Raw genomic sequence first — 12,517 nt, forward strand, 5'->3', positions numbered from 1 at the left:
TGATAACAAATTTAAGTAGCTATATTTACAACTATCTGTTATTGAATTTTTTATATGTGAAATTAAAATATTTGTAATTATATAATTCATGTCTTTTTTAGAAAAGGATAAAAGTGAATCTAACTTTTAGATGCCCAATTATTCTAATACCACTTTTTCAAGATGAAATTGTTTTAAAGTATATTTTATGGAGTAGTACTTAAAATAACAAATTCAACGCGCCTATTAGTTTGTAAGTCTTTTTTAGAACAATAATTTTTGCAATCAATTAATGGTTTACTTTCTCCATAACCTTTAGACAAAAGTCTATTTTTTGAAATACCATTTTTAATTAAATAATTTAAAGCTGATTTAGCTCGTTTTTTAGATAGACTTAAATTAAAGGTGTCAGAGCCTTTATTATCGGTATGCGCATTAATTGCTAATCTTGTTTTTGGATGATTGTTGAGTACTTCTATTATTTTGTTTAAGGTGGCATACGATTCTTTTTTTATACTATGTTTAGCAAAGTCAAAATATATGTTTTTAGTTATCATTTTAAATTCATTAGTCGCTTCTGTTATGGGATTTGTAGCGATTATTTCTAAATCCTTGTTATAAGTTGTGTTTTCACTTTTATACGATGCAAAATCAAATGAGCCATCTTTAAAGCACCTTTTTTTAGTTGTAATTGTGTAAGACTCTAATGGAGCAACATCAAATCTATAAGTACCATCTTTGCTTGTAACTAACTGTTCAATTTCTTTTTGATTTCTATCTTTTAGAATAACGATGGTATTGGGTAATATAGCCTTAGTGTTAAAATCTAAAATTTTACCTTCAATGGTTTGTTTGATGTGATTCGTAGTAAAGTAATAAATATCGAAACCACCTTTTCCGTTTGGTCTATTTGATGAAAAATATCCTGCACTTTTGTTTATATTAAAATAAGCAACTTCATCATACCTTGAATTGATAGTATTACCCATATTTATAGGAGTTTTATAACCATCTCTTGAAATTTCACTAACAAAGAAATCAAACCCTCCCATGCCCTTGTGGCCTTTTGAGGAAAAGAATAAATACGCATTATCCATAGAAACATATGGGTGCTTATCATCAAAAGGAGTATTTATTTTTTCACCTAAATTTTTAGGAGTCGCTAAAGTGCCATCAGGATTAATATTAGAAACGTAGATGTCATAACCGCCAATGGCATTAGGCATGTTAGCAGAGAAATATAGTTTATCGCATTTAGCGTTAACAAAAGGGTTTTCTATGGATACGTTTTCTTTGTTAATACTTAACAGTTTTTCGTTAACCCAATTGCCGTGTGAACCTTCTTCTAAAATAGCTTTGTAAAGTTTAAACTCTAAAGAGTTTGTTTTACTGCTTCTAGAGTAGTAGACCGTTTCTTGATTTGGTGAAAAAGAAATTTGACCTTCACTATCGTTTGTATTTAAAATTCTTGAAAATAACAACGGATTAGCTAAAATCCCTTTACCTAAAGTATCTAAACAATATAGTTCCTTATAGGCTTCATTTGTATTGGGGTCTATTTTTGCTAATGCTCCAATTTTTTTTGAAGATACCATGATAAGCTTGTCTTTAAAAAAACCAGATCCAATTTCTGAGAATTTAGTATTAATACCAGTATCGGAAATTTTAAACTGAAAGCCATTAGTTCCTATAGTAAGTTTAGTAGGTTGGCTAAATAAAAGGGTACATTGAAGGCATAGGATAATTAAAAAATAAGTTTTCATCTGAGGGGCTATTGTAGGTTTGTGATGCTATTAAACTTGTTATCAACACTTTAAAAATATAATTTTTGAAGATAATAAACAATATTAATCGACCAAGCGCTTTGTGAATAATAAAAAACCTACAAAATTATTCGTTTAAACGTAATAGCTCATCCATATAATCCCTCGTGTTAGAAAGTCGAGGTATTTTATGTTGTCCACCCAGTTTATTGTTTTGTTTCAGCCAATCATAAAACAAATGTTCTCTGGCTATATTAATTTTGGGTTTGTTAAGTGTTAAATTATTATAACGTTTAGCTTCGTAGTCAGAATTTAATGCCTTTAGAGCATTATCAAATAATTCATTAAAATAATGGATGTCTTTAGGAGGTGTTTTAAATTCAATAAGCCATTCATGAGCTCCTTTTTCTTTGTCTTTCATGAATATAGGAGCAGCTGTGAAATCTACAATTTCGGCTTTGGTACGTTTACATACCTTTTTTAATGCGTTTTCGGCATTTTCAATAATTAGCTCTTCTCCAAAAACATTAATATGATGTTTGGTTCTACCAGATACTTTTATTCTATAGGGACTTAATGATGTAAACCGAACAGTGTCACCAATCTTATAACGCCATAATCCAGCATTAGTAGTAATTATTACAGCATAATTTTTATTAAGTTGGACATCACTTAAAGGAATCGCTCTTTCTTCAGAAGTAGCATAAATATTCATAGGAATAAATTCATAGAAAATACCATAATCCAGCATCAATAATAATTCATCAGAGTTGTTTTGATCTTGAATAGCGAAAAACCCTTCCGAAGCATTATAAATCTCATAATATTTAAAATCGGTTTCAGGAAGAATTTTTTTGTACTGATCTTTATATGGTGTGAAGCTAACCCCTCCATGAAAATAGACTTCTAAATTTGGCCAGATGTCACGAAGACTTTCTTTTCCAGTAGTATCCAAAACGTTGTTGAGTAGTACAAGCATCCATGAAGGAACACCAGCAAGACTTGTTACATTTTCATCTATGGTTTCATTTACAATGGCTTGCATTTTATGTTCCCAATCGCTCATTAAAGAAACCTTATTACTTGGTGTACTACTAAATTCTGCCCAAAAAGGCATATTATCAATTAAAATAGCAGATAAGTCACCAAACACAGTACCGTTTTCTTTGTATAATTCTTTACTGCCCCCTAATCGTAAACTCTTTCCAGTAAACAATTGTGAGTCTTCATTATTATTAAGATACATGCATAATAAATCTTTACCAGCGGCGTAATGACAATCTTCAAGCGATTCTATACTTACTGGAATAAACTTACTTTTTGCTCTGGTAGTACCGCTAGATTTTGCAAACCATTTTATTGGACTGGGCCAAAAAATATTGGTCTCACCTTTTCTGGACCGTTCAATAACATCTTGCCAGCCATCATAATTTTTAATGGGAACGCGTTCAGAAAATGTCCTGTAGTTTTTTACTGTAGAAAAATCGTATTTTTTGCCAATTTCAGTGTCTTTAGCAATGTCTATAAGGCTTAATAGTAACTCGTTTTGTACTTCGTTAGGGTATTTTAAAAACAATTCTATTTGATGGAATCGTTTTTTTAAGAACCAAGAAGCAATCGAATTTACTATAGGTATTGGCATATTTATTTTATCTTTAAGATTTTAAAAATAATACTTTTTTTTATGACTTACCAAGGTGTTTTAACAAAAATGGAAACAGAGTTTGCTAATCCAATTCAATACTATTTGGTGTTTGAAAATGATTTTTTAAACATGAACCAACTATTGAATAAAAGCATGACGATTCAATTTGTTAAATATCAGTGTTTAAACTGCGGATTAGATAAGCCTATTTTTAGACAAGGGTTTGATAAACAGTGCTTTTACGAAGTGCCTCAAGCTGCCGATTGGATTATGCGTCCTGAGTTAAGTACAGCTCATTTAGGTAAGGAAGATCGGGATTTAGAATTTGAAAAACGCGCTCAGTTACAGCCGCATATTGTGTATTTAGCAAATTCAAGCAATGTAAAAGTTGGCGTTACAAGAAAAAACCAAGTGCCAACACGTTGGATAGATCAAGGGGCTCATGAGGCTATTGAAATTGTTGAGGTTCCTAATCGTTATTTAGCAGGTATTACTGAGGTTGCTTTGAAAGATTATGTAGCAGATAAAACGAACTGGAGAAAGATGCTTAAAAATGATATTAAGGATGAAAGTTTAGTAGAGTGGCGTGGACGTTTAAAGCAGTATATCCCTGATGAAGCTAAAGATTATTTTATTGAAGCAAACACAGAAACTAATTTAGAGTTTCCAGTACATAAATACCCTGAAAAGCCTAAAAGTTTAAATATAGTTAAACAACAACAGTATTCAGGCAAATTGGTTGGCATAAAAGGGCAGTACCTTATTTTTGAAGATGAAACTGTTTTTAATGTTCGTGCTAATGAGGGATTGGTTGTTAATATCACTATTAATTAAACGACATACAATTTCGCAGCTTGTACAAAAGCAATAACGATTAATAAAACACCAGTTACTTTATTGATAACAAGTGATATGTTTTGAACCTTGTTTTTAATCAATATGCTAAACCTGCTATAAGAGTACAAGGTGAGTAACTTGCCTAAGTAAACGCCACAAAAAAATAAAAATAGTACGGAGAATGATGACTGTAATGATAACATGACATCATTGTTATTTATAATCCCAAAAGCGATGACCCAATAGATTAAGACAGGAGGGTTTAATATACCAAGAAAAAAACCAGTCGCATATTTAGATTGTGTTATCGTTCTTTTTTTTGGTTTTCTTTCAGATTGCTTTTTAAAGAATAAATAAATGCCAGCAACAAATAAAAGTAAGGCAACGGTTATTTGTACCCATAAATTATTATTAAAAAAATCTTTGACCTCTAGATTGCAATGTAAGGCGTAATATGATAACATGACTTCTGCAATTCCAGCAGCAACGGCAATTTTAAAAGCTTTCTTTGCATTTTGCTTCAAAGTTGTATTAATAACAGCAATGTTAGAAGCGCCTAAAGGAAGCGCTCCAAGAATAGCAGCTAATATGCCTATTAATAAATAGATTGAAATCATAAAGCTTTTGTAGTGATTAAACTTAAAAGCTTACATGAATTTTAATAAGAATGCGCTTTTTTGAAGATGTTATATACTGAACTCATTTAGACTTTTTCAATTTGTTAAAATATGATCTTGAAATTATTGCAATAAAAAAGCCGCATTTGTTTTAAATCAAATGCGGCTTTTTTATAATAGGGAATTCTAAATATCTTCTTGATCTCTTAAGTTTTGAATATACGCAGCTTTTTGAATTTCGCGACGTCTCTTAACAGATGGTTTTGTGAAAAACTGACCATCTCTCAAGTTTTGCATAACTTTAATGTTTCTGTGTTTTCTTTTGTAGCGTTTTAAGGCACGCTCAATATTTTCACCTTCTTTAATAATAATCTTTAGCATGTGTGATTTTTAAATTCGTTCGTTTTTAGGACTATCCGCAAATACGTTTTTAATACTTTGTTTTTTAAAGTATGTTTTAACCATGCTATTCGTTTTATTAAATTCATAGAAGTGGTTAATAACAATAATAACTTTTTTAAATTAGTATCCTAATAAAAAAGGATTTATTTAAAATAATGTGCAAAAATACGGATTTATTTTTTTGTATCAACCTTTTTTCTTCCTACCACCTAATAAACCACCAAGAGCATTTTTTACGGCATCTTTCGTAGCGTCTGTTTTGGTAGAATCTTTTGGTGTTTTTTTGCTTTTAATAATATCTCCTAAAACCTTTTCAACTGAGCTGCTTTGTTCTTTTTTTATAGAGTCGGTTTTGCTTTTATTCCCACCAATAACGCCACTAATCAAATCTTTTACTTTGTCTTTACCTTTATTGAGCGCTTTTTGTTTTTCAATTTCTATAAGTTGCTTTGTTAGGTTTTTAACACCGCTTGTTAAATCTGTTTTTACCGAAGGTTTTGTATATGTACCTCCAATGTTAGCAGTAACAGGAATTGTTATATTTTTTGCGTCCTCATCATTAATTTTACCAATTAATTGATTAACATCGCTTCCTAAGTACTTAGCAGGTACATTAAAAACGGCACTGTACTCTAGTTTTTTATCAAAACCGTGAGATCCCGAAACATCAATAGTAATATCGTCGTATTTTAATTGGAATGGTTTTACACTAACTTTTCCATCTGCGAATTCTAATGTCGTTTTAAGAGCCTTCAAATCTAATTTATCAAAATCTATAAAACTTAAGGAACCTTCTAGCTGATTAAATAATTCGCCTTTATTTTCATTAATTTTAGTCGTTAATAATTCAGCAAGGGCATCACCAGAAACACTGCTTAATTCAGGTGAAAATTCACTATCTAAATGACCTGCCAAATTAATATTGGTGTTTAGTTTTCCTTGAAGTATTTTGGCAACAGGAGCAAGACTCCTTAAAAGTTCTAATTCTTTAAATGACTGACTAATATCAAAACCATCTACACCTAAATTTAAATTAAAAGTAGGTGTTTCGTTTTTTGTAGAAACATCTCCAGAAATAGCTAAAGCACCATCAAATAAATTTGAGGTCATATCTTTAAGTGTTGCTCGCTGATCTTTAATTATAAGCGTGCCTTTTAAATCTTTTAAATTTAAATTATCATAAAGTACCGTTTTTGCATTGGCATTAATAGTGCAATCTAAAAAAGCCGGAATTTTTAACGATTCACTATCGCTAGTAGTTTTATTATTTGTTGAGGCGGTTTCATCTTCAGACATAAAATCACTTACTTTAAAAAAAGTAGAATTCACATTAAAATACCCTTGAAGCGTATTATCACTTAATAAAAAGCCTAATAAACTTTTAATAGTACCAGACGCATTTATATCGCTATTCCCAGTCCTGGCTTTAAAGCTATTAAGGGAAACCGTTCCTGGGTTAAAAGACATATTCGCTTCAAAAATATGAATCGGATTTACAATATCTTCCGAAGAAAATACAAAATCGCTAATACTAGCAGAGCCATTATTTTTTATACGTTCGTAAGTATTTGTCTCAATGGCATTCATGTCGAAAGCAGTGTTAATAGTTGCTTTTAAGGTACCGGTTAATGTATTTTCTAATTCAACAGGATATACTTTAGTTACGTTTGCTAAATTTAAAGAGCCATCAATGCTGGCATTTACAGACATGTTTTTAGCAATATTTTTTAAAGAAGCAGACGATTTAAACATATCTTCGTCTATACTAAAATTAAGTGCTTTAATATCAACATAAGTATCATCAACATGTCCTGTGGTATTTTTTATAACTGTATTTATAGTAATGTTTTTTACACGTTTTGGTAAATCGGGATATTTAAAAGACGCGTTGTTCGATGTTAAACTAATATCTAACGTAGGAATTGTTTCTTCAGAACTTAAACCTTTAACAATACCTTTTACTTTAAAATCACCCGTAGTTTGAACACCTTCAATATTTTTTGAAAATTCTTCAGGAATAACTGCTAAGAAATTCTTGAAAGATGTTTCAGGATTTCCGAAAGTAATATCTATTTCTTGGCCATTTTCTAATTGCTGTACATAGCCATGAAACTCTAGAGGTAATTTATTTATAAGCGCCTTATTATCTTTAAAAGTGTATTTGTTATTTGCTAGATCTAATCCTATTATGGCATCAAGTTTAATAGGATTATTGCTTAAATAGGTGCTGCTATCTATAGAGAAACTAATATTTGCTTCACTTTTTGTATCTAGTTCTGACGTTTCTGCGGAAAAGATACCTTTACCTTCATGATTAAGTTCAGATATGTAAACGGTCATTTTCGATCCTTCATCTATATACGCCAAAGCACTATTGTTGATGCTATAATTTTCAATATCAAAAGAAAAGCCACTTGTTTCTGTTTCTATTTCGGTTGATGTATTTTCTTCATCTTTTTTAGCGATATCATAATTAGTGTTGCCGAATTTATCTGTTTTAAGCGTTAGTAAGGTTTCATCAACAGTAATAGAGTTTACTATAATGGGGTCTCCGCCTGACATTTTAAACAATTCTTTAATAGACATTGTAAGCGCAATATTCTTTGATGTTAGGAAGGTCTCATCTTTAAAAGGCTTAAAATTAGTGATCACCAAATCAGTTACAGAGACATGTGCTTGGGGAAAACTTGTTAAAAAACTTAAACTCACATCGCTAAATTCTACTTGCGCATTTAAGTTGTCATTTATAGACTGTTTTACCATGTCTTTAATTTGCCCTTTAAAAGCAAAAGGAATAGCAATTAAAAGGGCTAGTATGATTAGCAAAGTAATACTTAATATTTTTAAAGCTTTTTTCATGGTGTAGGTGTTTTTACTTTTGGTTATGAATAGATTAGTGGAGTGTTGATATTGAACACGTTATGAATATACGTAAAAATGGCATTAGAAAGATGATACTTGTTTTTATTTAATATAAATTTATTATTAAGGTTTTAAAGTAGATCAATTTCTTCGTTCACTTTTAAGTTGAAACGTCTTCTAAACAAATAAACGCCCAAATATAGAAAAGGTGTATCACAAGCTGCAACAAAAACCTTAAATAAAAACCCACTAATTAATAAACCTTTAAAATTCGACCAGTCGATAATACCAAAAGAGCATAATAAGGTTACTATAGTAAACGTATCTACAAATTGAGAAAACCAAGTAGAAAAATTATTTCGTAGCCAAAGGTGTTTGCCTTTAGTGAGTCGTTTCCAAAAATGGTAAATTTGAATGTCTACAAATTGTGCAAATAAATAGGTGAGCATACTTGCAAACACAGCAATAATAGAATTACCAAAAACCGTATTAAACATATCGTCTTTAACGTAAGACCAGCTTGTGGCAGGAACGCTGTCTGCAACCAATATTATTAAAAGTGAAAAAAGTGAAGCGAAAATACCTGTTACTACAACATCATTAGCACGCTTTTTACCATAAATTTCACTAATTAAATCGGTGATTAAAAAAGTGATAGGGTAGGGTAAAATACCAACAGAGATTTCAAAAAGCTTGCTTCCGAAAATTTCAATGTCTAATGGGTACCAATAAAAAAACTTCTGAAAAATGAGATTTGATACCACCAAGGATGTTATAAATAAAGCACCAAGAAGTATGTAGATACGCTGAGCAGCAAGTTTGTCTTTTAGTGTCATACAATTTGTTAATAAAAGGGTTATGTCGGTTCGAGTGTCTCGCCTAAGCGAGATGTATCGAGAACTAATTCTTACTAAATTTCTTTTTGGCTAAGTTAGGAAGCTTTTCAAACTCGTTTTTAATTAAAGCCTCTTTTTTAACTCGGGACCACTTTTTAATTTGCTTTTCAGTTTGTATTGCTAAATCAACATTTGTGAACTTGGCATAAAATTCTAAATTTATTGGTCGGCGTTTATAAGTGTAACTATCCATGTGTTTTCCGGATTTATGTTCTACAATACGTTTAGTTAAATTAGATGTTATACCCGTATAATAACTTTTGTCGGAACATTTTAAAATATAAACATAATAAATTTTCATATTTATAGAAGTAAAGCTTCTCGATACAATTTTTCTTCATTTAGTTTCGAAAAATTACTCGAAGTGACATGCTAACTCTATTCATGTCTGTTCGAGTATTTCGATTTTTTGAAGTACTTCGAGACAATTTGTGAATAAATCACCAAGGTAAATATAAACGATTAAAAATTGTTTTAGTTATTTTGCCAATACTTATGATAAAACCAACAACATTTCATATTGCTTTAGGCAGTAATAAGGGAGATAAACTTAAGAACCTGCAAAATGCTATTGATTTAATACATGTTAGAGCAGGCAATATAAAATTGATTTCCAAAGTATATAAATCGCCTGCTTTTGGATTTGAAAGTGATGATTTTTTTAATGCTTGTCTGGTTTTAGAAAGTCACCTTGATCCTAAAAAATTACTACAGGTTTTATTGACTATTGAAAAGGACTTGGGGCGTACTAGGAAAGATTCTGAAGACTATGAAGCACGTGTTATTGATTTAGATATTCTTTTTGCAGAAGATCGTATTATTGAAACTAAAACACTCCAAGTGCCACACCCAGAAATGGAAAAACGTAAGTTTGTATTATTACCACTTCATAATATAGCGTCTAAAGTAAAACATCCAAAACTAGATAAGGAAGTGTCGGTTTTGTTAGAGGAGTGTGATGATGAAAGTGTTTTAGAACCTATTAATATTTGGTTGAAAAATCCAAGAAAATCTTTTGATTTTTCTAAGTACAATTACATTGCTGTTGAAGGTAATATTGGTGCTGGTAAAACTAGTTTGGCAAATAAAATAGCATATGATTTCAATGCGAAGCTTATTTTAGAACGTTTTGCCGATAACCCGTTTTTGCCTAAATTTTATGAAGACCCTACTCGTTATTCCTTTCCTTTGGAAATGTCTTTTTTAGCGGACCGTTATCAGCAAATATCAGACGATTTATCACAACTCGATTTGTTTAAAGATTTTATTGTGAGTGATTACGATGTCTTTAAATCACTCATTTTTTCGAAAATCACATTGCAGGAAGATGAGTTTAAGTTGTATAGGAAGTTATTTTACTTAATGTACAAAGAGATCGCAAAACCCGATTTGTATGTCTATTTATATCAAAATACTGAACGTTTACAAGAGAATATTAAAAAGCGGGGACGTGATTACGAACAGAATATTGAAAACGACTATTTAGAAAAGATTAATGCAGGGTATTTAGATTTTTTAAAATCACAACCTGATTTTAATGTGAAAATCATTGATATTTCGAATAAGGATTTTGTTGATAATAGATTGGATTACTTGTGGCTTTTGGGTGAGATTTGTGGGGAGTGATTTTTGGGGTTCCGTTTATCGTGTTTGTATATGGTTTATTGCACGGTTAAGTACCTAATTCAGCAAATAAAAACTGAATAGAAAATCCGCTAGGACTTTCCTAAGTAGGCGGTAGGTTTTATTTTTTTGGGTATATTATGTGATTTCGGTCATACCAAACTACATAAAAAACTCCCTTATATAAAAATCCGACAGCACGTGCTTCGATTTTATATTGTAAGTCAAATTGGTAAAGTGTGGGAAGTTCATCTTCTGTCATTCCACGATAGCTTGGTGCTAATACTTTAAGAAAATCAGAAGGGTTTAAATTGACTTTTTTGTCTAATAAATTAATAGAGTGAAATCTTAACGCTTTCGTCAAACGCATTTTTTCATAAGTGAAACATGAAACTTTTTTTAAACCTTCTAAAAAGCCCAATAAATCTTCTCGGTCATTGGACTTAACATTAAAGCACAATTCTGTTTCGTTGAGAGACAAATAATCAAATGCGAAAATTGGCTTTAAATTTTTCACAGAATGAAAAGGGATGCCTTGCTCACCGACTTTATATTTGGACAATGAATTTATTGCACTTTCGAGTTGATTTTTAGGATCTGGAATTTCAAATCCTTTTTTCCTACTCTTTTTAGCCATTTATGCAATCAATTGAGCAGAATAGAATTCTTTCATTCTATCTTTTGGGATAATATTTGTGCATCTTTCGTGAGGTGGAAAACCTTTTCTTGCTTCAATCCAAGGTTGCTCACTATGAGTTAACATTTCGAGCTCAAACGAACTTAAAGTCCCATACTTGTTTAATACTGAATAAATAAGTTCAATTTGGTCTTCAGTTAAATTATTTTCTTTAGCGACTTTCTCGATTCTTTCTTCTGAAGAGTCAAGCTCATCATTAATTACTTGAATATCATTATATCCAAATTTTTTTAAATCTTGATATAATTCAGGAACTACTGGTCCGTGAACCCAAGCTTCAAAATTTTCGTCTATTAATTCAGAATCGAAATGAACTAAATGCCAAGCTTCTATGTAATAAACAAGTTTCTGTAATTTTTTCGGTGATACAGTTACTCCTTTACTATTAACATAGTCAGTTATTATATGTCCTAATGCTGTCGCTTTCATTTTGCAAAAGTAATGAATATTAAAATCTTAACCTAAAATTATTCTATTAGTAATGTTTTTCCAGCTTACTGCCAATTTTAAGATATAATTCCGTTTTAATGAATTAAATTGATTGATAGGCGAAGTTATAACTTTGTAAGCTTAGAACCAAATAAAATTGTAAACAAAAAGCTACAAATTAAAATCTGTTAAGTGCCTACATTCCCAACAAAGGTAGGTGCTTCACTTTATGATATATTAAAGCTACAGCAATACAATTTTTTAATGGCTCTTTAGGAAGTTCTTTATGTAGTTGTAAAATGATGGCTCTTTTGCCTTCAAAATCTAGTGTGTTTTTATAAACGGTTCTGAATGTAGAGACCAACCTGCTAGTACATTGGAAATACATAGCATATTGATCGGGGTTTTTAGAGCTCCAATTTATTCTAATGGTGCTCCCTTTTTTGGTTAAATAACTTGGTTCTCCCCATTTAAGCGTTTCTTCCAGATGGGTTACTCCTTCTATGTCATTTGCAGTTTCAACAATCAATTCCCGAAGGTTTGTCATTTTCTTTCTAACGGAATCAGGGTAATTATTGAAAATTGATTCAACTCTAGGATCTGTTTTTACTTCTAAATGTGTCATTCAGTTTTAGTTTCGAAAATATACGATACCCTAATAGGTACATTGATAAACGAAGTTATGATTTTCAAGTTTTTCAATCAAGTTAAATCATGACTAAATACCATATTGCAAGCCGTTTAAACCAGAAAATTTGTATTTAAGC

The 12,517-nt window shown here is 30.8% G+C and carries 12 protein-coding genes; 2 read left to right on the forward strand and 10 right to left on the reverse strand.

Features of this window, described 5'->3' with window-relative positions; genetic code table 11:
- Positions 1-185: 185 nt before the first annotated feature.
- Both Q4Q39_RS13290 and Q4Q39_RS13295 read right to left on the reverse strand, forming a co-directional pair.
- Positions 186-1,742 carry an OmpA family protein gene (locus tag Q4Q39_RS13290; protein ID WP_303282999.1) on the reverse strand — a complete coding sequence of 519 codons (1,557 nt, stop codon included), beginning with the start codon at positions 1,740-1,742 and terminating at the stop codon, positions 186-188.
- A 127-nt stretch (positions 1,743-1,869) separates the two neighbouring features.
- The gene (locus Q4Q39_RS13295; protein WP_303283000.1) at positions 1,870-3,384 is read right to left on the reverse strand and encodes a GH3 auxin-responsive promoter family protein; all 1,515 of its coding nucleotides are present in this window, start codon (positions 3,382-3,384) and stop codon (positions 1,870-1,872) included.
- 42 nt (positions 3,385-3,426) lie between these two features.
- Here Q4Q39_RS13295 and Q4Q39_RS13300 point away from each other — a divergent pair, with 42 nt between their 5' ends.
- Positions 3,427-4,221, forward strand: coding sequence for a DUF2797 domain-containing protein (locus Q4Q39_RS13300; protein ID WP_303283001.1), 795 nt, complete (start codon positions 3,427-3,429; stop codon positions 4,219-4,221).
- On the opposite strand, the gene Q4Q39_RS13305 is transcribed toward Q4Q39_RS13300, so the two are convergent.
- The 5 genes from Q4Q39_RS13305 to Q4Q39_RS13325 all read right to left on the reverse strand — a co-directional run bounded on the left by Q4Q39_RS13305 (position 4,218) and on the right by Q4Q39_RS13325 (position 9,302).
- The gene (locus tag Q4Q39_RS13305; protein ID WP_303283003.1) at positions 4,218-4,841 is read right to left on the reverse strand and encodes a LysE family transporter; all 624 of its coding nucleotides are present in this window, start codon (positions 4,839-4,841) and stop codon (positions 4,218-4,220) included. The two genes, Q4Q39_RS13300 and Q4Q39_RS13305, sit on opposite strands and share 4 nt — an antisense overlap.
- A gap of 186 nt (positions 4,842-5,027) precedes the next feature.
- The gene (gene rpsU, locus Q4Q39_RS13310) at positions 5,028-5,222 is read right to left on the reverse strand and encodes a 30S ribosomal protein S21 (RefSeq protein ID WP_169672274.1); all 195 of its coding nucleotides are present in this window, start codon (positions 5,220-5,222) and stop codon (positions 5,028-5,030) included.
- A gap of 207 nt (positions 5,223-5,429) precedes the next feature.
- Positions 5,430-8,102, reverse strand: a complete 2,673-nt coding sequence (locus Q4Q39_RS13315) for an AsmA-like C-terminal region-containing protein (RefSeq protein WP_303283004.1) — start codon at positions 8,100-8,102, stop codon at positions 5,430-5,432.
- A 134-nt stretch (positions 8,103-8,236) separates the two neighbouring features.
- Positions 8,237-8,941 carry a queuosine precursor transporter gene (locus Q4Q39_RS13320; protein WP_303283005.1) on the reverse strand — a complete coding sequence of 235 codons (705 nt, stop codon included), beginning with the start codon at positions 8,939-8,941 and terminating at the stop codon, positions 8,237-8,239.
- Between the two features lie 64 nt (positions 8,942-9,005).
- Positions 9,006-9,302, reverse strand: coding sequence for a GIY-YIG nuclease family protein (locus Q4Q39_RS13325; RefSeq protein WP_303283007.1), 297 nt, complete (start codon positions 9,300-9,302; stop codon positions 9,006-9,008).
- 194 nt (positions 9,303-9,496) lie between these two features.
- Here Q4Q39_RS13325 and folK point away from each other — a divergent pair, with 194 nt between their 5' ends.
- A complete protein-coding gene (gene folK, locus Q4Q39_RS13330; protein WP_303283008.1) occupies positions 9,497-10,627 on the forward strand; it encodes a 2-amino-4-hydroxy-6-hydroxymethyldihydropteridine diphosphokinase in 1,131 nt (376 codons plus the stop codon).
- Between the two features lie 118 nt (positions 10,628-10,745).
- Here folK and Q4Q39_RS13335 read toward each other — a convergent pair whose 3' ends face one another.
- The 3 genes from Q4Q39_RS13335 to Q4Q39_RS13345 form a co-directional block, all read right to left on the reverse strand.
- Positions 10,746-11,261: a hypothetical protein gene (locus Q4Q39_RS13335; RefSeq protein ID WP_303283009.1), complete on the reverse strand. Its 516-nt coding sequence runs from the start codon at positions 11,259-11,261 to the stop codon at positions 10,746-10,748.
- Positions 11,262-11,750 (reverse strand): Panacea domain-containing protein, encoded by a 489-nt coding sequence (locus Q4Q39_RS13340; protein WP_303283010.1) that lies wholly within the window; start codon positions 11,748-11,750, stop codon positions 11,262-11,264.
- Between the two features lie 196 nt (positions 11,751-11,946).
- Complete coding sequence (locus Q4Q39_RS13345; protein ID WP_303283011.1) at positions 11,947-12,375, reverse strand: DUF1801 domain-containing protein; 429 nt, start codon at positions 12,373-12,375, stop codon at positions 11,947-11,949.
- Between the last annotated feature and the right edge of the window lie 142 nt (positions 12,376-12,517).

It is taken from the genome of Flavivirga amylovorans (assembly GCF_030540875.1).
Taxonomy (GTDB): domain Bacteria; phylum Bacteroidota; class Bacteroidia; order Flavobacteriales; family Flavobacteriaceae; genus Flavivirga; species Flavivirga amylovorans.

What these genes read in the sequence shown, in the direction of transcription:
- Q4Q39_RS13335 (WP_303283009.1), bottom strand. Translation starts at nt 11,261, where the DNA reads ATGGCTAAAAAGAGTAGGAAAAAAGGATTTGAAATTCCAGATCCTAAA.
- Q4Q39_RS13290 (WP_303282999.1), bottom strand. Translation starts at nt 1,742, where the DNA reads ATGAAAACTTATTTTTTAATTATCCTATGCCTTCAATGTACCCTTTTA.
- Q4Q39_RS13325 (WP_303283007.1), bottom strand. Translation starts at nt 9,302, where the DNA reads ATGAAAATTTATTATGTTTATATTTTAAAATGTTCCGACAAAAGTTAT.
- folK (WP_303283008.1), top strand. Translation starts at nt 9,497, where the DNA reads ATGATAAAACCAACAACATTTCATATTGCTTTAGGCAGTAATAAGGGA.
- Q4Q39_RS13305 (WP_303283003.1), bottom strand. Translation starts at nt 4,841, where the DNA reads ATGATTTCAATCTATTTATTAATAGGCATATTAGCTGCTATTCTTGGA.
- rpsU (WP_169672274.1), bottom strand. Translation starts at nt 5,222, where the DNA reads ATGCTAAAGATTATTATTAAAGAAGGTGAAAATATTGAGCGTGCCTTA.
- Q4Q39_RS13340 (WP_303283010.1), bottom strand. Translation starts at nt 11,750, where the DNA reads ATGAAAGCGACAGCATTAGGACATATAATAACTGACTATGTTAATAGT.
- Q4Q39_RS13295 (WP_303283000.1), bottom strand. Translation starts at nt 3,384, where the DNA reads ATGCCAATACCTATAGTAAATTCGATTGCTTCTTGGTTCTTAAAAAAA.
- Q4Q39_RS13315 (WP_303283004.1), bottom strand. Translation starts at nt 8,102, where the DNA reads ATGAAAAAAGCTTTAAAAATATTAAGTATTACTTTGCTAATCATACTA.
- Q4Q39_RS13345 (WP_303283011.1), bottom strand. Translation starts at nt 12,375, where the DNA reads ATGACACATTTAGAAGTAAAAACAGATCCTAGAGTTGAATCAATTTTC.
- Q4Q39_RS13320 (WP_303283005.1), bottom strand. Translation starts at nt 8,941, where the DNA reads ATGACACTAAAAGACAAACTTGCTGCTCAGCGTATCTACATACTTCTT.
- Q4Q39_RS13300 (WP_303283001.1), top strand. Translation starts at nt 3,427, where the DNA reads ATGACTTACCAAGGTGTTTTAACAAAAATGGAAACAGAGTTTGCTAAT.